This is a genomic window from Paenibacillus xylanexedens (assembly GCF_007680605.1).
GTDB classification, from domain to species: domain Bacteria; phylum Bacillota; class Bacilli; order Paenibacillales; family Paenibacillaceae; genus Paenibacillus; species Paenibacillus xylanexedens_B.
Map to the genome: position 1 here is coordinate 1,335,968 of NZ_VEIO01000001.1, position 20,752 is coordinate 1,356,719.

General features: G+C 46.9%; 19 protein-coding genes. 18 read left to right on the forward strand and 1 reads right to left on the reverse strand.

The window, feature by feature from the left end; translation table 11 throughout:
- Positions 1-77: 77 nt before the first annotated feature.
- From FS818_RS05975 to FS818_RS06040, 14 genes are all read left to right on the forward strand, one after another.
- On the forward strand, positions 78-1,085 hold the full coding sequence (locus tag FS818_RS05975) for a Gfo/Idh/MocA family protein (RefSeq protein WP_145330487.1): 1,008 nt from the start codon (positions 78-80) through the stop codon (positions 1,083-1,085).
- Positions 1,086-1,220: 135 nt separating this feature from the next.
- A complete protein-coding gene (locus FS818_RS05980) occupies positions 1,221-2,144 on the forward strand; it encodes an AraC family transcriptional regulator (RefSeq protein ID WP_260984534.1) in 924 nt (307 codons plus the stop codon).
- A gap of 12 nt (positions 2,145-2,156) precedes the next feature.
- Complete coding sequence (locus FS818_RS05985; protein WP_145330491.1) at positions 2,157-3,242, forward strand: Gfo/Idh/MocA family protein; 1,086 nt, start codon at positions 2,157-2,159, stop codon at positions 3,240-3,242.
- Between the two features lie 227 nt (positions 3,243-3,469).
- A complete protein-coding gene (locus tag FS818_RS05990) occupies positions 3,470-4,183 on the forward strand; it encodes a glycosyltransferase family 2 protein (protein ID WP_145330493.1) in 714 nt (237 codons plus the stop codon).
- 279 nt (positions 4,184-4,462) lie between these two features.
- Positions 4,463-5,215, forward strand: coding sequence for a FadR/GntR family transcriptional regulator (locus FS818_RS05995; protein ID WP_145330495.1), 753 nt, complete (start codon positions 4,463-4,465; stop codon positions 5,213-5,215).
- Positions 5,212-6,423 carry a M20 metallopeptidase family protein gene (locus tag FS818_RS06000; RefSeq protein ID WP_145330497.1) on the forward strand — a complete coding sequence of 404 codons (1,212 nt, stop codon included), beginning with the start codon at positions 5,212-5,214 and terminating at the stop codon, positions 6,421-6,423. The genes FS818_RS05995 and FS818_RS06000 overlap by 4 nt, the downstream gene beginning before the upstream one ends.
- Entirely contained in the window at positions 6,420-7,991 is a 1,572-nt protein-coding gene (locus FS818_RS06005) for an ABC transporter substrate-binding protein (protein ID WP_145330499.1), read from the forward strand. Before FS818_RS06000 ends, FS818_RS06005 begins: the two co-directional genes overlap by 4 nt.
- A 104-nt stretch (positions 7,992-8,095) precedes the next feature.
- Positions 8,096-9,013 (forward strand): ABC transporter permease, encoded by a 918-nt coding sequence (locus FS818_RS06010; protein WP_145330501.1) that lies wholly within the window; start codon positions 8,096-8,098, stop codon positions 9,011-9,013.
- 15 nt (positions 9,014-9,028) lie between these two features.
- Positions 9,029-9,961: an ABC transporter permease gene (locus tag FS818_RS06015; RefSeq protein WP_145330503.1), complete on the forward strand. Its 933-nt coding sequence runs from the start codon at positions 9,029-9,031 to the stop codon at positions 9,959-9,961.
- 18 nt (positions 9,962-9,979) lie between these two features.
- On the forward strand, positions 9,980-12,091 hold the full coding sequence (locus FS818_RS06020; protein ID WP_145330505.1) for an alpha/beta hydrolase family protein: 2,112 nt from the start codon (positions 9,980-9,982) through the stop codon (positions 12,089-12,091).
- A 206-nt stretch (positions 12,092-12,297) separates the two neighbouring features.
- Positions 12,298-12,660, forward strand: a complete 363-nt coding sequence (locus FS818_RS06025) for an Asp23/Gls24 family envelope stress response protein (protein WP_145330507.1) — start codon at positions 12,298-12,300, stop codon at positions 12,658-12,660.
- Between the two features lie 57 nt (positions 12,661-12,717).
- Positions 12,718-13,326, forward strand: a complete 609-nt coding sequence (locus tag FS818_RS06030) for a GNAT family N-acetyltransferase (protein WP_145330509.1) — start codon at positions 12,718-12,720, stop codon at positions 13,324-13,326.
- 86 nt (positions 13,327-13,412) lie between these two features.
- Complete coding sequence (locus tag FS818_RS06035; RefSeq protein WP_145330511.1) at positions 13,413-14,018, forward strand: pentapeptide repeat-containing protein; 606 nt, start codon at positions 13,413-13,415, stop codon at positions 14,016-14,018.
- Positions 14,019-14,138: 120 nt separating this feature from the next.
- The gene (locus tag FS818_RS06040) at positions 14,139-14,705 is read left to right on the forward strand and encodes a TetR/AcrR family transcriptional regulator (protein WP_145330513.1); all 567 of its coding nucleotides are present in this window, start codon (positions 14,139-14,141) and stop codon (positions 14,703-14,705) included.
- Positions 14,706-14,930: 225 nt separating this feature from the next.
- Here the strand turns inward: FS818_RS06040 and dapA are convergent, their stop codons facing one another.
- The gene (dapA, locus tag FS818_RS06045; protein ID WP_145330515.1) at positions 14,931-15,800 is read right to left on the reverse strand and encodes a 4-hydroxy-tetrahydrodipicolinate synthase; all 870 of its coding nucleotides are present in this window, start codon (positions 15,798-15,800) and stop codon (positions 14,931-14,933) included.
- A gap of 125 nt (positions 15,801-15,925) precedes the next feature.
- On the opposite strand from dapA, the gene FS818_RS06050 reads away from it, so the two are divergent.
- From FS818_RS06050 to FS818_RS06065, 4 genes are all read left to right on the forward strand, one after another.
- Positions 15,926-16,828 (forward strand): LysR family transcriptional regulator, encoded by a 903-nt coding sequence (locus tag FS818_RS06050; RefSeq protein ID WP_145330517.1) that lies wholly within the window; start codon positions 15,926-15,928, stop codon positions 16,826-16,828.
- Between the two features lie 320 nt (positions 16,829-17,148).
- On the forward strand, positions 17,149-18,303 hold the full coding sequence (locus FS818_RS06055; RefSeq protein ID WP_186375418.1) for a glycosyltransferase family 2 protein: 1,155 nt from the start codon (positions 17,149-17,151) through the stop codon (positions 18,301-18,303).
- Between the two features lie 54 nt (positions 18,304-18,357).
- Positions 18,358-19,644 (forward strand): aminotransferase class III-fold pyridoxal phosphate-dependent enzyme, encoded by a 1,287-nt coding sequence (locus tag FS818_RS06060; RefSeq protein WP_145330521.1) that lies wholly within the window; start codon positions 18,358-18,360, stop codon positions 19,642-19,644.
- 44 nt (positions 19,645-19,688) lie between these two features.
- Complete coding sequence (locus FS818_RS06065) at positions 19,689-20,720, forward strand: zinc-dependent alcohol dehydrogenase (protein WP_145330523.1); 1,032 nt, start codon at positions 19,689-19,691, stop codon at positions 20,718-20,720.
- Positions 20,721-20,752 lie beyond the last annotated feature (32 nt).

The window sequence follows — 20,752 nt, forward strand, 5'->3', positions numbered from 1 at the left end:
GATTAAAAATAAACAAATCATGTGATACCTTATAGATACGTTGTCAGAATATTATATACTATGGAGGGAAGACATCCGTGACCATTCGAATTGGAAAAATCAGTTTGTGGCATGTACATGCATGGGACTACATCAAGCAAGCCCAGGAACATAAGGATACAGTAATCGCCGCCGTGTGGGACGAAGACCCGAAGCGTGGGCAGGAAGCCGCTGACCGCTTGAACGTGCCCTTTTATTCATCGCTTGAGGATATGCTGGCACAAGATGACATTGATGCGGTAATTGTAGATGCGCCTACACGTCTCCATGAAGAGGTGATTACGGCAGCTGCCAAGGCGGGGAAACATATTTTCACCGAAAAAGTCATTGCCGCTACGCAAGTGGAGTCTAATGTGATTCTGAAAGAGGTGGAGGCAAACGGAGTTAAAATGACCGTTTCTCTTCCGCGTCTATATGCTGGATATACGCTGACCATTCAAGACGTGCTTGAGCGCGGATTACTCGGTCAAGTTACATACGTGAGGGCGCGATTATCCCATGATGGAGCGATCACAGATTGGCTTCCTCAGCATTTCTATGATCTGCATGACTGTAAGGGCGGAGCACTGATTGATCTGGGCTGTCACCCGATGTATTTAACGAGATTGTTTCTAAATCAGCCAATTACCGATGTGAGCGCAAACTTTGGTTATATTACAGGCAAAGAAGTTGAGGATAACGCAGTGGCAACCCTCTCAACCGCATCAGGAGCGATTGGGGTAGTCGAAGCGGGATTTGTGAACAGTCATTCACCTTTCACCATCGAAGTACATGGCACAGAGGGCACGTTGTTGTACGGCACGCCGGATTCCACATTGTTGATCCGCACGAAAGTAGCGGAAGGTCAGTATACGGATTGGACCGAACTTCCTGTTGCTGAAAATGTAGAAAGCGCATTCAATCAGTGGGTAGGACACATTCAACATGATACCGAGGACAGCGCAAACATCAACATGGCGATGGAGTTGACCCGTTTGATGGAGGCGGCGAATCGCTCAGCGAAGGAAGGTAGACGAATTGCGCTGACTGAGTTGCAAAGTTTTTGATAAGAGGGCCATACAGGATTAGATTGGATTATATAAGTTGAATGATTTATTTACACTATAACGGAGTGGACTGTGTAAAACCTTTAGTTCAACTTATATAAATTCATCCTGCAAGGCGTTAAGGAGGAAGGCATCTTGAGTCTGTATCCGTATGAGAAAATGCTTGATCGGCAGGATCTCCTGGAGCGGCTTGATATTACCGTGGTATGGGGGCATTACGAGATTCGTGTGCTGCGATTTCACCTGACGACGTTTCCCGCGGGACGTATTGTCGACTTTCATAACCATGCGGAGTATGAGTTCCATCTCATTCCTAGAGGAAAAGGCAAAGTTATTATTGATGATCAGTCCCACGCACTATCGGAAGGGCTGTTGTATCTAACCGGACCAGGGGTTGTTCATTATCAGGAAGCTGATGCCGAGCAGGATATGGATGAGTTGTGTCTTCATGTGGATATCGTGCATAAACCACGAGAGCATGTCGATCCATGGGAAGTTGCGGAATCGGAAGAAACGATTGAAAAACTAAAGACACTTCCACATTTTCCGGTTCAGGATTATCACCGTGCGATGCTCTGTTTTCTCGAAGCGTACGAAGCATGTGACCACAAGATGGTCGGATATTATACCTCGATTAAACAGCTGGTTGTTAGCATTTTATTAAAAACGGTTCGCGCTTACGATACGGGCGGGATTCGAGCTCAAGCCCCCGTAAGGGATATGACGGTCTACCGATACGATTATGCCGTTCAGTACATGGAGGCTAACCATGCTTCTGTGGTGACGCTGGAGCATGTTGCCGAGAAGCTGCACATCAGTAGCCGCCAGTTGCAACGCATTTTTTATCAGGTACAGCCTGATATGCCGTTCAGCCGTGTGCTGGAGGACATTCGCTTGCGCGCGGTGTGCCGAAATTTACAGGAAAGCAACGTGTCCATTGAGCAAATTGCGGTTGGCTCCGGCTTTAACAACGCCAACTATTTGCATGCTGTGTTTCGCAAACGCCTCGGGATGACCCCGTCGGCTTTTCGCAAAATGAAACAACCAATACTAAAGTGAGGGTGACTTATGATGAGTAAAGTATATCGCATTGGAATTATTGGCTGTGGCGGAATCGCAAATGGCAAACATCTGCCAAGTCTGAGTAAGCTGGAGAACGTTGAACTGGTTGCTTTCTGTGATATCGTGGAAGAGCGTGCCGCAGAGGCAAAGAAACAGTACGGTTCAGCCGGTGCCGAGATATACACGGATTACCTGGAACTGCTGAAGGATGATTCACTTGATATTGTACATGTGCTTACCCCGAACATTTCCCATGCGGAGATTTCAATTGCGGCGCTGGAGGCTGGCAAACATGTGATGTGTGAAAAACCGATGGCCAAGACTGCGGCTGAAGCTCAGCTTATGTTGGAAGCGGCGGAACGTACAGGTAAAAAATTGACGATTGGTTACAACAACCGATTCCGGCAGGACAGCATGGTTTTAAAGCAACTGTGCGAAGCGGGCGAGTTAGGTTCGATCTATTTTGCCAAAGCCCATGCGATTCGACGAAGAGCCGTGCCGACTTGGGGAGTGTTTCTGGATGAAGAGAAACAAGGCGGCGGCCCGCTGATTGATATCGGAACACATGCACTGGATCTGACTTTATGGATGATGGACAACTATCAGCCGAAAGTGGTACTTGGTACTACGCATCATGAGCTCTCCCAGAGAGAAAATGCAGCGAATGCCTGGGGACCGTGGGACCCGCAGAAATTCTCGGTGGAGGATTCGGCTTTTGGTATGATTGTCATGGAAAACGGAGCAACGATTATGCTGGAATCCAGCTGGGCGCTGAACTCGCTTGATGTGGATGAGGCTAAATGCAGTCTGAGTGGCACCGAGGCAGGCGCTGACATGAAAAACGGACTGCGTATCAATGGCGAGAAGTTCAGCCGTCTGTATACCAATGAAATTGAACTCAGCTCTGGCGGTGTAGACTTCTATGAAGGACAGTCTGAAAATGCACCAGATGTGGAGATGCGCAAATGGATTGAAGCGATCGATAAAGATTTGGAGCCCGTAGTTACACCGAAACAGGCGCTGGTGGTATCACAGATTTTGGAAGCTATTTACGAGTCGGCACACACGGGCAAAGCCGTATACTTTAATAATTAACGCATACGCTTGCGTACACTTATCTTTGCTGTGAGTGTAATGTATTCTTTTAGCAAATAAGCAATGATCATGAATAATGCTAAAAAAATCAATTTTCCTGTAAACCTCTGTCCCTGTAATCAGGGCAGAGGTTTTTATTATTTTGCAAGACTAGAGGGAGCAGTCCATACCTGGTAAGAACCAAGCACATAGGATGAGAGATAATAAGCGGAAAAGAGGGGGATGTTGTGTCTAAAAATCGTACTTCTCCAGGAGTATCCATCGTGGTTTGTACCAATCGCCCACAATTTCTCGATAACATCCTGAAAAATTATCTTCGACAGCGCTACAAGGCCAAGGAACTGATTATTATTCTGAATCTGGACAGCATGAACATGCGTTTGGTTCGGAAAAAGGTACAGAAATACGCAAATGTTCAAGTATACCGGGTACCAGAGAGGGTATCACTGGGGCAGTGTTTGAACGCAGGAATGACGAGAGCCCGCTTTTCACTCCTGGCCAAAATGGATGATGATGATTACTACTCTCCCTATTATCTGGAAGAACAGGTGCGTGCGCTCAGAAGATCCGGTAGTGATATTGTAGGCAAACATTCCTGTTTGGTCTATCTGGAAGCTTCCCGAACATTGTTGGTGAGATCACCGGGCGAGAGCAATAAACCAGTGGAATTTATTCAGGGAGGCACCTTGTTATTCAGAAAAAAGGTGTTAAAGAGGGTTCGATTCACGGATCGTTCGGTAGGGGAGGATGTCACATTTCTGCGGCAATGCAGGAAGAGAGGTTATAAAACGTATGCGACCTCACCTTACAACTATGTGTATCTGCGAAGGCAAAACAAAGCGAGCCATACGTGGAGAGCAGAGGATCGGTTCTATCTCGAAGGAAGCGAGCGGCTGGCTGTAACCGGGGATTTCAGGCCTTTTGCACACAAAGATTTATAGAAGATGAATATACAGAGTATTAAGGGCTACCGGTTACTATCTTCGTTTTTTTTCAATATGAAAATGAATAGCACATCTTCTTGAACGATAGAGGTTCTGACCGATGCAGAGCGTCTTTTTTTTCTTTACAGATCACGTTTTTTCGATAGGGAAAGAAAGGTGCTATGCAGAGGATTAAAATAAATGTTGAATTTTATCAAGAAAAGTATTGCATATCAGTTTAGTCGGAATTATATTAATGGTATAAGGTCTAGACCATATACAGATCGGAGTGATCAGATGTCTAATCCATTCTCCTTTCATTTCGAAAAAGTATCGACTAAAAAGGTTAGTGAATTTATTCGGGAACAACTGGAAGAAGCCATTATTTTAAAAGAGTTGATGAGTGAAGAGCAACTTCCCGCTGAACGGGATTTAGCCGAGATGTTTAATGTAAGCCGCATTACGGTTCGTGAAGCTCTCTCCGCACTGGAAGATAAAGGATTGATCGAGAAAAGAGTTGGAGCCAAAGGTGGAACCTTTGTCCTGCCACTCACGACCAATTCGCATAAACGTACGAGAGAAGAGATCAAACGAGGCTGGGCTCAGATGCTCAAAGTATTTGAGTACCGGACCATTATTGAGCCGGAAGCGGCTTTTCTGGCTGCTGAGCGGATCACCGCAGGCGAACTGGAACAGCTGTATAACTATATGGAGCAAAGTATCGAGCCGGATTGTACACGGGAATGGTTCAGAGCACTGGATGTAAAGTTCCATCTAACGATAGCCAAAGCATCAGGAAATCCATACTTCGAAACCGCCGTCAGACAAATTCGGACGAAGATTAACCCTGCGCTCGATCTGATGCCTTACGATGAGCGAATTCGTTCCGTAAATTACGGAGTACATATGGAGATTCTTGAAGCACTGAAATCTAGAGACAGCGTGAGATCACGGGATACGATGAAAAGGCACATCGAATTCTCGGCTGATGCCATCTATGCGCGGTTGGTGTCGGAATCCGAGGAACATGAAAGGAATGAGATCCAATGAAACAATCTGAATTAATACAGCTGGCTCAGCCGCTACAAGCGAAGTTAAGTGCTTGGCGCAGAGACTTGCATCGCCATCCGGAAATTGGTTATGAGGAGCATCGCACCTCTGCCATCGTGGCCGAGCACTTGGAGAGCCTTGGACTAGAGGTTACTCGTCATGTTGGGAAGACGGGCGTAACCGGCCTGCTTCGCGGGGAAACAGATGGTCCTACCTTTGCACTTCGAGCGGATATGGATGCTTTGCCGATTGAGGATCAGAAATCAGTGGAATATCGCTCAACGGTGAAAGGCAAGGCACACCTCTGTGGTCATGACGCACACACATCCATTCTGATGGGGGCTGCTGAACTACTCACAGGGCTTGGCAGGCCTAAGTCCGGCAACATCAAGTTCATTTTTCAACCCGCGGAAGAGGGACTAGCCGGTGCAAGAGCCATGATTCAGGACGGCGTGCTGGAGAATCCAAAGGTGGATGCCATTGCTGGCTTGCATATGACACCCGGTCAGGATACGGGCACAGTTGGGGTGAGCCAGGGGGTTGCTTTTGCTTCGGCTGATCCACTTGTCATTAAGATTGTGGGTCAGGGAGGTCACGCGGCTCGTCCGCATGAAGGTATTGATGCGATTGCCGTATCTGCTCAGGTGATTACTGCATTGCAGAACATCGCCAGCCGTATGGTTGATCCGCTTGAACCAGTAGTGGTCACGATCGGTAAAATCACCGGAGGTTATATGGGTACGGCTATAGCGCCTGAAGTCGAGATGATTGGCACGGTCCGCACATTATCTCCTGCAGTGCGCGAACGGATGCCATCACTGATCAAACAAGTGGTGAACGGTGTCTGCAGTTCATTCGGAGCGGAATGTGAAGTCACCTATGGTGACGGTTATCCGGTCGTTGTGAATGACCTTGGCATGGTTGATCTGCTCACAGATGTCTGTGAAGAGGTGAATGCGCAGAAGGGGTGGAGTTACATCAAACCGTCGACAGGCGGGGAAGACTTTGCTTTTTATTGCGAACATGTGCCGGGTGTGTTTTTCCGGTTAGGATCGGGAAATGAGGAGGAACGTACACGGTATCCGCTTCATCATCCGAGATTTGATCTTGACGAAACGGTCATGCCTTATGGCGTAGGCCTGTTGTCAGCAATTGCACTTGAATTTTTGGCAAGGAATACAACTTCCAAGGGGGAAGAATCACAATGAAAAAGAGACAATGGACAGGCTTGTGGATTACTTTGCTGGCAATCGTAATGGTATTAAGTGCTTGTGGCGGAGGCAGTAAAGGAACGACGAGTAATACAACTTCTGAAGGAAGCGGGAACGAAAGTGCAGCTGCCAGCAACACGTTAACGATTGCGGCGGCAACGGATATCGAAAGCTTTGATCCACACAACAATAACAATACCGCGAGTGAAGCTGTGCTTGTAAACGTATTTGATTATTTGATCAAAAACGACAGTCAGCAGAAAAAAGTTCCTGCGCTCGCCACTTCATGGGAGCAAGTGAACGATACAACGTGGAGATTCAAGCTGCGTGAAGGTGTAACCTTCCACAATGGTGACCCGTTCACTTCCGCTGATGTGAAGTACACGCTGGAGAGAGTCGCCAAAGATAATACGCTGAAGCAAAACAGTTATTTCAAAAACATCGTTGAAGTCAAAGCGGTGGATGAGCATACGGTAGACATCATTACCGATGGACCAGACCCGTTGCTGCTCAATCGTTTGTCCAAAATGGGCGCTGGCATCCTGCCTTCCAAATATATTGCAGACAAGGGCATCGACACATTTCTGAAAGAACCGGTGGGTACCGGCGCATACAAGTTCAGCAAATGGACTAAAGACGACCGCATTGAGCTTGTGAAAAACGAAAACTATTTCGGCGGTGAGCCGAAGTGGAATGAAGTGGTGTTCCGTGTCATCCCTGAGGCTTCCACACGTGTATCTGAATTGCTTGCCGGCGGAGTTGACATTGCGTCAGCCATCCCATCGACAGATATTACACGCATTGAAGGCGAGGCAGACAAAAAGATTGTAAAAGCACCCATTCAACGTGTTCTTCAACTAATCTTCCGTCAAACTGAGGGCAGCATCACGGCTGATCCAAAAGTGCGTGAAGCCATTGATCTGGCGATTGATAAACAAGGGATTGTAGACAGCATTGCCGGGGGAGCAGGAATCGTTACACGTACATCTGTAACACCTGGAAACTTTGGGGCTGATCCGTCACTGTATAAGACATCTTTGTATGATTTGGAAAAAGCAAAACAGTTGCTAAAAGAGGCAGGGTACGCTGAAGGCACAGCCGAGATGACCATCTCCGTATCTTCTCAGTATAAGGAACAAGCTGAAGTTGTTGCAGCCATGCTGGATCAGGCCGGATTCAAAATCAATCTGGACGTGCTTGAGCCGAGTGCATTCAGCGAGCGTTATAGCTCCAAATCGTTTAAAGAAATTTTCATGATCGGAATCGGTAACTCCCTGTTTGACGCTTCGAACAACTATAACCGCTATATGGTGGAAGAAGCCAAAGGGGAATCGGATTACAACAATCCGGAAGTGGAGAAGTTGTTGCAATCTGCACTTGTAAACATGAATCCTGAGTCTCGTGAGAAAGAATATCAGCAAGTACAACAGATTTTCTCAGAAGAGCGCCCTGCCGTATATTTGTATCAGATGGAAGGCGTCTATGGAACCAATGACAAAGTGAACTTTGCACCACGCAGTGATGAGATGTTCTATGCGGATGAGATTACACCTGTTGCAAAGTAACAGAGGCTAATACCACCTGTCATTGCATGAGTAAGCCGTGAACGGCAGGGACTGGATGAACAAGTTCCTGCCGTTCTTTTTTGGAAAGAGGAGGTGAGCCGGGAGTGGGAAAATACGTATTCAAATCTTTACTGCAGGTCATTCCGGTGCTGTTAATTGTCTCATTAATTGTTTTTATTCTGGTTCGGGTCACGGGTGATCCTGTGGCTCTGATGTTACCCGAGACCGCTACAGCGGAGGACAGGGCTGTGTTGACGCAGGCACTGGGCCTCGATCAGCCTTTATACGCGCAGTATATGAAGTTTCTCGGCAATGCCATTCAGGGAGATTTTGGTCAATCCTTCCGTTACGGTCAGCCTGCACTTGAGCTTGTGTTAGAGCGATTGCCTGCAAGCTTTGAACTTGCCGCGGCTGCCATGTTATTTGCAGTATTGATGGCCGTTCCGCTGGGAGTGATCTCGGCAGTGAAAAGAAACACATTTACCGATCTTCTCATTTCAGGTATTTCGGTGATCGGCAAGGCGATGCCGAACTTCTGGATGGGCATTATGCTTATTCTGCTATTCTCGGTTGTGCTGGGCGTTTTACCGGTTTCGGGTCGCGGAGGTTTATCCCATCTGATACTGCCCGCTTTTACGCTGGGAGTAGGACTTGCTGCACAGATGACACGGCTAATCCGATCCAGCATGCTGGAGATTTTGAATCAAGATTACATTCGCACGGCACGCAGTAAAGGATTGGGACGAATGACAGTGATCGCGAAGCACGCGTTCCGTAACGGTTTGATTCCGGTTGTGACCATTATGAGTCTGCAGTTTACCAGTCTGATCGGAGGTACTTTGATTACGGAAACCGTATTTTCCTGGCCAGGCTTGGGTCAACTGTTAGTTGTGGCCGTAAATACTCATGATATGGCGATTGTGCAAGCTGCGGTGTTCGTGATTGCATTCATTGTAGTGGTTGTTAATATTCTGACGGACGTGTCCTATAGACTGCTAGACCCACGTATCAAATATGACTAGAAGGAGGTGCGATCTATGAGAGACAACGATGAAAAAAATGTTCTGGTTACCGGACCGGACAACAACAGCCCGCGTGCGATTGCCGGAATTCGATCTATCTGGCAACAGCTAATCATCAGCAAGACCGGATTCATCGGTGCAGTGCTTGTATTGGTTGTTGTCCTGATTGCAATAGCCGCACCTCTGCTGACGAGTCATGATCCGTCAGCGGTCAACCCGCTGAACCGTCTCAAACCTCCTGCGTGGCTTGAAGGCGGAACGGCCGAATACTGGCTGGGAACCGACAATCTAGGCAGAGATATGTGGAGCCGTATTGTATATGGCGCACGCGTGTCTTTAATTGTAGGTATGGGCGCCGTCATTGTCTCCGGAATAATCGGAGCCGTTCTGGGTCTCATATCCGGATTCTATGGAAAGTGGCTGGATGCCATTATTATGCGTGTGGGCGATGCATTCATGGCGATACCCACAATCCTGTTCATGCTCGTGGTGATGGCTATTGTGGGTCCAGGTATGACTACATTGATCTTGGTTATCGGTGTAACCAACTGGGTGCCATTCACCCGTGTAGTTCGTAGTGAAGTGCTTAGTATGAAAGAGCGGGATTTTGTATTTGCCGCCAGATCGATTGGTGCCAAAAATGGACGGCTGATTATTAAACATATTCTGCCTAACGTATTGTCGTCGTTTATTGTTATCTGCGGCATGAATGTAGGCACAACGATCATCATGGAAGCGTCGCTGAGTTTCCTGGGGCTTGGAATCAAACCACCGGATGTATCGTGGGGCGGCATGTTAAGTGACGGACGGCAGTATGTAGCCACGAGCTGGTGGGTTGCGACATTTCCGGGACTGGCTATTACGTTTACGGTGCTGGGTGTTATTTTCCTCGGCGATTGGCTGCGGGATGTGCTTGATCCTCGAACAGAGTCAGCTCAGAAATCATAACGGAAGGGAGTTATGGATATGAAAAAAAGCCAGATTACGCCGGAGGATCTCTATCACTACCGCTGGATCAGTCAGCCGGTGATCAGTGCAAATGGACAAGTAGCCTACGTTGAACAGACGATTGATCGGGCAAAGAACGAATATAACACACAAATTCGGGGAATTTCGCTGGATGGGACAGAAGATGTAGCGCTGACGGATGGAACGAAGGATTCCTCTCCCGCATGGTCACCAGACGGCGACAAGTTGACGTTTATTCGATCTACTCCGGCTGGAAAAGGACTTTGGTCAGTTCATACGGAATGTACAGAACCGTCCATGCTCATATCTCCTGAACGTAAAATCATGAGTTACGTCTGGTCTCCCGATGGGAAGTATATTGCGTTTACGAGTAAAGCTCGGATGAGTTCAGCTCAATTATCGACCGATGAATCAGCGAAAGATGCTGACGATGAAGCAACCCGGCAACCAGAAGCAGCATTGCGCGGAAAAGTCTACGAGCGCACCACGCCGAAAGCCGAAGGATCAGGTTGGTGGGATGGTCAATACAGCCATTTGTTTCTTTATGAGATCAATAGTGGACTTATCAAGCAGATAACGTCCGGGTTATGGAACATCACGACCCCCGTCTGGTCACCGGACAGCCTGAATCTTGCCTTTATCTCCAAACAAGCAGAAGAAGCAGGATCAGATCCGGATTTGCTTCATCATACGGACGTGTATATGACCAGCATTGAAGCAAACTCAGGAAACGTTGGAGAACCTTTTAAGGTTACGGATTCAAGTCTTCAGATCACCCAATTTTCTTTTACAGCCGATGGAAAACAACTGATTCTGATTGCAAGTGATCGTAAATACGGAAGTGGAAGTCATCATCAACTGTTTACACTTCCCGTGAATCGGGGGATTCCCAGGCTAATCGCACCTGAGCTAGATATGCACATCGGCAATGCTGCACTGGGGGATATGAAGTCGGCAAGCGCCTCTCCTTCGCCAATCCTTAGTCGTTCATCTTCTCAACCGGGAGTATATGTACTAGGCACACATCACGGTAATGTCGATGTATACCGAATTCAGTCCGATGGAAACTGCGAAATGATCACAACTGCAGGAGAAAAAGATGTTTATCAGTATACGATCTCTGCAGATGAAGAGACTTTGGTTGTAGCTGCGCTCACGGATAAGCATCCAGGAGAGTTGTACACCGTCGGCATGAAAAGCGGTAAAATGGCCAGACTCACTCATCGTAATGATGAATTTATGGGGCAACGGATGGTTAGCGTACCGGCAAGAGTGGAATTCACCTCATCGGACGGTTGGCGGATTCAAGGCTGGCTAGCGATGCCTGAACTAACGAAAGGTGCAGATTTGGCTGAAACTACGGGTGCAACGGCTCCATCGTCCGGAATTCAGATTGAAGATGAACTGCAATCTGATCGTAAATTCCCTTTGATTTTACAGATTCATGGTGGACCTCACGCCATGTATACCGGAGCATTCAGTCATGAGATGCAGACACTTCTAGCAGAAGGTTATGCTGTGTTATGGGTTAATCCTAGAGGTAGCATAGGTTATGGACAGGAGTTCGCCAGAGCTTGTCGTGGAGACTTCGCTGGCGGTGATTATCGGGATCTGATGGAAGCTGTGGATGACGCACTGGCGACGAATTCAATGCTGGATGTATCTCGTTTGGGTGTTGCTGGCGGCAGTTATGGCGGGGTCATGACCAACTGGATTGTCGCTCACTCAAACCGTTTCAAAGCAGCTGTGACACAGCGCTGTATCTCCAACTGGTTGTCCATGTATGGCACAAGTGACATTGGCATTTCGTACGTGGAGGGCGTTATTGGGGGGAATCCCGCGGAGAATGCCGCATATCTTTGGTCTCGCTCGCCGCTTGCTCATGCGCACAATATTGAAACTCCGCTGCTCATCATGCACGGGGAACAGGATTACCGGACGCCGATCGCTCAGGCGGAGGAATTGTATACGACGTTGAAGCGTTATGGAAAAACAACCAAGCTGATCCGTTACCCGGGTTCCAACCATTCACTGCTCAAAAGTGGCAAACCTTCTCTTCGAGTCGATAGCTTCGAACAGGTGAATGCCTGGTTTAAAGAGTACTTGTAACTCATTAGATGCAGAACAAATTCAGGAAGTATCCTTCCGTTCATATTTTTAATATAGAATAAAAGCCGAATAGAGAGAAGCCAAAAAACCGCAAATCCTGCGGTTTTTTTTTGCTTTATGTAGTAATAGTTGAATTTAGTTATTGGATGATATATATTTTAATTAAATGATAGTATTGTCTATCAAAATTGGCGGGGGTGATTCATATGATCATTCAACAAACGTTAGGTCAGATCCAAATTTCCGATGAGGTCATCTCCAAAATGGTCGGTAAAATAACAGCTGCTACCCGTGAGATTTCTTCCATGTCGGCTGGATTGGTTGAAAGTGTCAGCAAAATATGGAGCGGTCGAAGTCTGCAGAACGGCATTGCTATTCGCAGGGTAGACAATAGCGTGGAGATTAACGTGAAAATCATTGTTTATTACGGTAGTAAAGTACACGAAGTTTGCAGAGAGCTGCAACAAAAGGTCATTGACCAGGTTGAACATCTTACCGGGGTATCCATTCAAGCGGTGAACGTTTTTGTAGATGGCATGACATCCGAACCGAATTACGCTAAAGCATAAAGTATAGAACTAGGGACTCTAACAAGCAAGCATAACAACACATGAGGAGTGATCACCATGAGCCAAGTATCTATTGTAAAAGCAAACCCGCAAACCGCCGTCGGAGGAAAACTAACGGAGATGGCGCTTGATTATATGAAATATTCGCTGGCAGGTTCCAGAGAGCCCGCAATTATCAATAATACCTTCCAGAAGCTTTGGAAGGCCCGAAATAATCGGTTTAGTCACGAGTACGCTTATGAAGCGGTTCGGGAGGGGAAAACACTAGGCATGATTATGTGTTATCCAACAATACTGATGGATAAGCTGGCGTGGCCGACGTTCTCGCAGCTGTTTGATATACATAAATGGAGGCTGATCGGATACAACCTGCGAAACTGGAAGGAGTTTTATACGATGGTAACGCTAAAAGAAGGAAAGAAGGATGAGTTTCACATCGGGACTATAGCTGCTTTACCAGAAAGCAGGGGGCTTGGGATCGGGACAGAACTGATCCGTCATGCGGAGAAACAGGCGCTCCTGCAAGGATTTGCAAAGTCTTCCTTAACCGTTAAACAGGAGAATGCAGGTGCGATCAAACTTTACGAGCGACTGGGGTACAACAAGGTAGGCATGATCAACAAACCTGCTGTATCGATGTATCGCATGTCGAAATCACTTAACTGAACGAAGCGACCTCATGTGCTATAGTAGAATGAGTTGTTATTCAAAATGACTTCGACGTTAATACGATACCAGATGAGGTGTAATTCATGTATCAATATAAGGATCAGGAATATGAGGGCGTTCACTTTGAAGGACGGGATTTGCGTTACGGTGAGTTGATTAGCTGTGTGTTCAAGCATTGCACATTTATGAATGCCTCCATGGAGGAAGTCGAAACAAGCCATTGCCGTTTCATTGAATGTGATTTCAAAGGGGCATCCATGAATGGTTCCTTACATACGGAGTCTGCGTTTGAAAACTGCCTGTTTGGGGGTGCGAACCTGTTTGCCTCCAAATTTATAGCCTGCAAGATGACAGGATCGGATTTTTCCGGTGCGCAGATGGACGGCATTACACTTGTCAAAGGGGATTGGTCTTATACTAATCTGAGGCATACGCGGCTTGGAAAACAGGATTTGCGAGGTATTCGTTTTTTTGAAGCGGATCTCGCTGAATCCGACTTAACCAAGGCCGACCTGCGTGACTGTGATCTCACGAGAGTATCCATGAGTAAGGTGAAGCTTCAGGGAGCAGATTTGCGAGGGGCGATATTGGATGGAATCGATCTCAAATCACTGGATTTGAAAGGGGTGCGAATGGATCGCGAACAGGCCGTTCTGATTGCACGCTCCTATGGAGCGAAAGTGGACTAGCTGGACTTCTGACTTGAAATTGCCATTCTTCACATATGATGAATCAGAAAAAGAACAACTTCATGTACCTATGCCCAAAATAAAAAGTAGTAGTCTATTCGTTCCGAGGTGCCGTTTGAGATGAAAAATGAAAAGTTAACATTTAAGCAAAATCGAATGCTTGCCATTCTGGATGAAGCCACCAAATTACTTATAGAGAAGCCCAATGCGTCGATGAACGACATTGCTGAAGCTGCGAATATCGGAATTGCCACATTACATCGATATGTGGAGAGCCGTGAGCGACTCATGATTCACTTGGCGATGCGTGCAATTGATGTCGTTAACGAGACGTTGCAGCACGTCAAGCTCGATGAGGAGCGGGTTGAACAGTATATCCCGGAGCTGATTGAAGCGCTGATTCCACTGGGAGATAAGATATATTTTCTGGCTCACGATGCAACCGTCAATTATAATACCGAGATTGAAGGGGCCGATCAGAAGCTGAGACAACCGGTGCTTCATGCCATTGGTATACTTCAAGAGAAAGGTTTTTTTCGTTCGGATGTGGACAAATCGTGGATTGTAGAGGTGTTGTATTCGATCCTTTTCTTGACGTGGCAGCAAGTGATTCAAGGTAATATTGCCAGAAATGCCGCACCTGCGCTTGTCGTGGACACGTTCTATCACGGGTTTGTTGCGAAATGAGCGGATAATCGGAATGAACTTCGACAAAACCTGGAATACGTTGTTGCGTTGCTTGGATAAATATAAAATGCACAAAACAAGCCGCAGAATAAGCTGCGGCTTGTTTATATTCGGACATATGGCAAGCACAATTTCAGAGACGCCCACTTAATAAGCAACACATTTATTTTTAATACAGGTGGAATGCAGCAATCCATTGCACTTAACTATGTTCAGCGTGTTAATTTACAGTGCAATCTTTGCTTTTAATTGTTCAGATGCTGGCATGAGAGGCAGGCGCAACTGTGCAGAAGCGATGATGCCTTGTTGTGCAAGCAGATGTTTCAGCATGGCAGGCGCAGGCTCCTCGAAGAGATTTTTAATGAACGGAAGCAACTGCGTATAGAGACGGTAGGCATCCTCTTTTTCACCAGCCACAAAACGGTTATACACTTCCAGAAACCGCTCCGGATGAATACTGGCCGATGCCATCATGCCGCCGGCTGCACCTCTCGTTAACATATCGAAGAAGAAGGTATCGTCTCCACACAAAATGGGCTTCGAGCCGCAACGTACCAGTTCGGTCATAAGATCGAGGTTATTTGTGCTATCCTTAAGACCGATGATACCATCAATATTCATAATTTTTTTCATCATATCTATGGAAACTCTAACCCCTGTACGGGCTGGGATTTCGTATACCATCACGGGGATGCCCACGCTGGCTGACATGCGGAAGTGCTCGTAAATGCCCTCTTCCGTAGGTCTGTTATAGTATGGAGTAACGACAAGAACGGCATCGGCTCCGAGTGCGGCAGCTTTCTTTGTTCTTGCCACCGTTGAAGCGGTATCATTGGTTCCAGTTCCAACCATAATGGGTACGGAGGAGTTGATGCTGCTCAGTGTTTCCTTCGCGGCCTTCACAAGCTGTTCCACTTCATCCCATGTCACGGTAGGTGACTCTCCAGTCGTACCATTAATCACCAAGCCATGAATGCCGCTGTTTGCCATAACTTTGATGTAATTTTGGAATGAAGGGAGATCAAGTTCGCGTTCTTTGGTAAAAGGTGTGATTACAGGTATATAAATACCTTGAATCTGTTGCTCGGTTAACATCGTATAACCCCCAAATGTATGTTGGAATTCCATTTCATTCACTTTACCATGGGAAAACGTATCATAGTTAGCTATAATAGATGATAGGTGTTATCAATAATTTCGATGATGTGAGGGAATAAATAATGGATTTGAATTATTTTCAAACCTTTCGTGAGGTGGCATTGAGGCAAAGCTTTACCAAAGCAGCCGAAGAGCTTGGCTACGCGCAGTCGAGTGTGACAACCCAGGTTCAAAAGCTGGAGAAAATTTATCAGGTCAAACTATTCGAGCGTTTTAATAACAATAAAATCCGGCTGACTTCGGCTGGAGAAGAGCTATTTAAGTTGTCCGGACAGCTTCTGGAGATATTTGAACATTCTCAGGAGAAGCTGACCAAACAGGGCGGCGGGTCACTCACCATTGCTACGATGGACTCGCTTGCTTCCTACTATCTGCCAGTGCCCATTCAAACGACACGTAAACAATATCCCGAGCTCGGCATTCGGCTACAGACCGATCGGGAAGATCTGATTCTACAAAAAGTAAGAGAAGGGGAAGCGGATGTTGGTCTGATTTTGGCCAATGCTTCACCGGAATCAGGATTACAATGGATTACGATTCGCGAGGAACCGCTGGTGCTCATCGTGAATTCCGACCATCCACTTACCGCTAAATCCGAGGTAACGTTGAACGATCTGGCGGACGAAGAATGGATCATGCCGGAGGATTCGTGCAATTACAGGCAGTTGCTGGAGAAAGTACTCCGAACCAATGGCATTCCTTATAAAGTGGGGCTGGAGCTGGGAAGTCCTGAGGCCATTAAACGAAGTATTATGGCTGGGCCGGGCATCTCGCTTTTGCCTCGAATGATTGCCATGGATGAGATCCAACGACAGAAGCTTACGGTATTACCACTGGTTCATACCGACTTTACACTGGAAATTCAGTTAGTTATTCATGCCCGCAAATGGATATCGCATGCACTGCAGCAATTCATCACGAATCTGGGTGCCAAAGAATCCGATTGGTTGCCTGCAAGGGCATAAAGTGAGCAAGTGAAGGCGTACTAGATAGATTAAAAGCAATAACCTCTGGAAACTCTTGATCGGCTTGTCGCATTGGATGCGAGGGGCCCATCGGGAGTTTTTTTGATTTTAAAGAGATTCAGAACTTGATAGTGTTCAGAATTTAAGATTTAAAACTTCCAATAAATGATATAAATTTCTATTAGATTCAAATCATTGCCAAATTAAGACAAAGTTTGAGCGGAGGAGGACGACAGAAAACAAGAAGTTTTTTCATGCACAACAGTTCATATTTCAGGTTTATTAGTTCCATCAACTTTAACGTCATGAGGAGGAATTATATGCTTTACACCATTATTGTACCGGTCAATCAGGACTATAACATTCTGAACCTGTTTACAGACTCGCTGCTTCGAACAGTCGTCCCATCAACACAAATTATTTTTATCAATGACGGTTCAGGCTCGGCTGTCTTCCAACACCTGGATAAACTCAAACAAGAGGTTAGAGAAGGTGTGACAATTGACATTCTTCAGCATGACTTTCCGCTTGGCTGCGCCGTATCCATTAACAGCGCCCTGAATCTTGCTAAGGGAGAATATATCTTTTTCCTCGACTCCGACACGATATTGCAGCCTCATTGGCAAACGATGATGAAGGAGACGCTCGACACGGATATTACGATCGGTATGATCGGAGGCGTGCTGTTGTATCCACAGACTGGCGGTGTGCAGCATTGTGGTATCGCCTTTGCGGACTCGATTGGACGACATCTTTTTCTGAATGCATCTCCGGACGATATCCCGAAGGAGACGTTCTCCGTGCAGCTTGTTGTATTTGCGATGTTTGGCATGAAACGGGAAGTATATGAGACGATCGGTGGTCTGGACGAAAAGTTTTTCAACGGATATGAAGATTTTGATTATCAGATGCGGGCAAGAGCAGCGGGATATGATACGGTCATTAATCCTAACATTCAAGCCTATCACTGGGAACGCAGCAGCGGCATTCATCGTAATTTTAACCGCAAGAACAATCTGGCACGATTTTGGAAAAAGTGGGGAAGTCAGATCGAAGCCGATGTATGGCCCTTCGTATTCAGTCATCTAAAGGAGCAGTTGCATCATCAACGCGAATACGAGCATCTGCCGATGGTTGGTATCGATCTTGCCGAGGTTCGAAGTGACGCGGATACGTTCTGGAGCAAGCTTGACGAGGCAGGTATTGCGCCCCTTGCCGACGTGCGAGACTACTCGAACCGCTTTAACTCGAATGGAGCGATTTGGCTCCCCCAAGTATTAGGCAAGGAGCTGATTCATAGCGAAAATCGGTTGCTATTTCTGGTGGACAACTTCACCCGATTGTTGGAGAACCGTTATTGGATCGAAATGCGACATGCCCACAGAGCCAAGGATCTAATTATTGACCTCTACGGTAACGTAATCACGATGGATCGCATCTATGATGGATGCTGGCCGGGCACGAAAGTGCGATAACTTAAGGAGTCAGTTTGAATACAAAACTATTAAGCCGTAGGGAGGTATTTCAAAGTGAGCGATGAAAAAAGCACGCTGGATCGTGGCGCAAGATTTACTCAAAATCTGGAGTGGCTGGAGAAGGTCAAAAAGGTTATTCCGAGCGGGTGCAGTACACTGGCCAAAGCTCCGGAACGCTTATTTCCGGGACATACTCCCGTCTGCTGTGCGGAAGCATATCATTCCAGATTCACGGATATTGACGGTAATGAATGGCTGGATTGTGAGATGGCTATGGGCACGGTTCCTTGGGGACACGCCAGACGAGAAATTCAGCTTACCGTCATTCATCAGTTGAAAAAAGGGACGGGCTTTTCACTCCCGGCGGATATTGAACTGGAGTGTGCCGAGTTAATTCTGGAGCGGTTTGAGGGACGTTATCCGTCCCTGCGCTTCACCAAGAGCGGTGCAGACGCGGTAAGTGGAGCGGTGCGGCTGGCCCGTGCGGGAAGTGGTAAAAGCAAGGTCATTGCAACGGCTTACCACGGGTGGCACGACTGGTCTGCATACGGTTATTACGGCAGTCAGACCAAAGAACGCGGCATTCCGGTGGATATTGAGCGTTCCACGATTTGGGTGAACAAGCCTTCCTATACTAACATTCGGGAACACATTTCATCTATGGATGATATCGCTTGTATTGTCTTGTGCCCCAACGAGTGGAATAAGGAAGAACTGGAGAAGGTAGTGAATTTATGCCGCACTCTGGACATCATTATTATCTTCGACGAGGTGACTTCGGGAATACGAATGGGCAAACAGGCGACTGCAGGAGAGTATGACATCTGGCCGGACTTGCTCTGCATCTCCAAGGGCATGGCCAACGGACTTCCGCTTGCGGCGGTATTGGGGCCAGAGCACCTCATGTCCCTTGCAGGTCAGGTGCGATTCAGCAATGCGCATTCCAGCGAGACAACAGCACTTGCGGCAGCTATTGCTTGCGAAAGGTTAATTAAAAATGCCAAAGTCTGGCCCACTTGGCGTGAACCCGCTACGCGAATCATGAAACGACTGGAATCCGAACTCGTGTTGCTTGGTCTCACCGAACAATTAGCCTTAAAAGGCACCTATGCTAGCTTTTACATTCAGTCCCTGAATGAGCACAATTTTCAGACGGACCCGTTCCGGGAATTTATGGTGAAGAAGATGGCTCATTACGGCATTTTCACCAAAGGTTACTTTATTTTCTCGGATACGCATACGCGGGAGGAATTGATTTGGGTGGAGGATGCGCTGCTTCAGATTTTGTCGGACTGGAAAGAAATGCAGAAGCTTGAACATCTGAAATATGCCAATCTGTAAGGAAAACAACACGAAAATTTATTATATGACCAGGAGGATATCTCATGAAAGCACTCGTATATCAAGATTTGAAACAGGTGGAGCTGCAAGAGATCGAGGAGCCCCGTATTCAAAGACCGAATCAGGTCAAAGTGAAAATCTATGGATCAGGGATCTGTGGAACAGATTTGAACATTGTTAAAGGTAAAGTCCCGGCAAACAAAGGAACGGTTATCGGACACGAGGGCGTAGGAACTGTGGTCGAGGTGGGGGATGAAGTACGAGGCATTCGCGTAGGAGACCGGGTTCTCGTGGACCCGACGCAATCCTGCGGACACTGCTCGTATTGCCGTGAAGGCTTGTTCATTTACTGTGAAAATTTCGATGACTACCAAGTAGGAATGACCACACACGGAACGTTTGCCGAATACTTTGTGGGAGATGAAAAATATATCTATCCGATTCCCGATTCCATGAGCTGGGAAGCGGCCATGATGATTGAACCTCTGGGTTGTGTGCTGCAAACATTCATGAAAGCAGGTGTGAAGCCAAGCGACTCTGTACTCGTACTGGGGTCAGGCGCCATTGGTTCACTGTGTCAGCTGGTGAGCAAACGACTGGCAAGACTTACGGTGGGTACCGAAATTGATCCTTATCGCAAACAATTCGCAGAAGGTATCGCTGATTATGTTTACTATCCACAGGATCTAACACTGGACAACGTATACGAGATCAACAATAACAAAAAGTTTGATATTGTTGTCGATGCTGTAGGGAATCAGCTTCATGTCGGATTTGAGATGATTGCGAAAGGCGGCCGAATCATTCCGATGGGGTATGACGACAGTTACGAAGTGACTTTTAAATCAACCCATGTCATTAACGATGGACTCAGTATTATTGGGGCGGTAGCTGTACACTCCATGATTAGCACGGCGCTGAAATTCGCGCAAAGCCTTCCTGAACTGGAGCGGATGGTAACCGCCAAAGAATATTTGACGGAGTATGAGCAGGCTTTCAATGGCACCATCGGTTATGACCTGAGAAGCGGGGAGAAGCTACCGATGAATTCGGTCAAAACCGCTTTGATTCTATAACGATGTAGATATTATGGGGTTCTCCGCTGTGA

What these genes read in the sequence shown, in the direction of transcription:
- FS818_RS06020 (WP_145330505.1), top strand. Translation starts at nt 9,980, where the DNA reads ATGAAAAAAAGCCAGATTACGCCGGAGGATCTCTATCACTACCGCTGG.
- dapA (WP_145330515.1), bottom strand. Translation starts at nt 15,800, where the DNA reads ATGTTAACCGAGCAACAGATTCAAGGTATTTATATACCTGTAATCACA.
- FS818_RS05995 (WP_145330495.1), top strand. Translation starts at nt 4,463, where the DNA reads ATGTCTAATCCATTCTCCTTTCATTTCGAAAAAGTATCGACTAAAAAG.
- FS818_RS06005 (WP_145330499.1), top strand. Translation starts at nt 6,420, where the DNA reads ATGAAAAAGAGACAATGGACAGGCTTGTGGATTACTTTGCTGGCAATC.
- FS818_RS06040 (WP_145330513.1), top strand. Translation starts at nt 14,139, where the DNA reads ATGAAAAATGAAAAGTTAACATTTAAGCAAAATCGAATGCTTGCCATT.
- FS818_RS06055 (WP_186375418.1), top strand. Translation starts at nt 17,149, where the DNA reads ATGCTTTACACCATTATTGTACCGGTCAATCAGGACTATAACATTCTG.
- FS818_RS05985 (WP_145330491.1), top strand. Translation starts at nt 2,157, where the DNA reads ATGAGTAAAGTATATCGCATTGGAATTATTGGCTGTGGCGGAATCGCA.
- FS818_RS06065 (WP_145330523.1), top strand. Translation starts at nt 19,689, where the DNA reads ATGAAAGCACTCGTATATCAAGATTTGAAACAGGTGGAGCTGCAAGAG.
- FS818_RS06050 (WP_145330517.1), top strand. Translation starts at nt 15,926, where the DNA reads ATGGATTTGAATTATTTTCAAACCTTTCGTGAGGTGGCATTGAGGCAA.
- FS818_RS06000 (WP_145330497.1), top strand. Translation starts at nt 5,212, where the DNA reads ATGAAACAATCTGAATTAATACAGCTGGCTCAGCCGCTACAAGCGAAG.
- FS818_RS06035 (WP_145330511.1), top strand. Translation starts at nt 13,413, where the DNA reads ATGTATCAATATAAGGATCAGGAATATGAGGGCGTTCACTTTGAAGGA.
- FS818_RS06015 (WP_145330503.1), top strand. Translation starts at nt 9,029, where the DNA reads ATGAGAGACAACGATGAAAAAAATGTTCTGGTTACCGGACCGGACAAC.
- FS818_RS06030 (WP_145330509.1), top strand. Translation starts at nt 12,718, where the DNA reads ATGAGCCAAGTATCTATTGTAAAAGCAAACCCGCAAACCGCCGTCGGA.
- FS818_RS06025 (WP_145330507.1), top strand. Translation starts at nt 12,298, where the DNA reads ATGATCATTCAACAAACGTTAGGTCAGATCCAAATTTCCGATGAGGTC.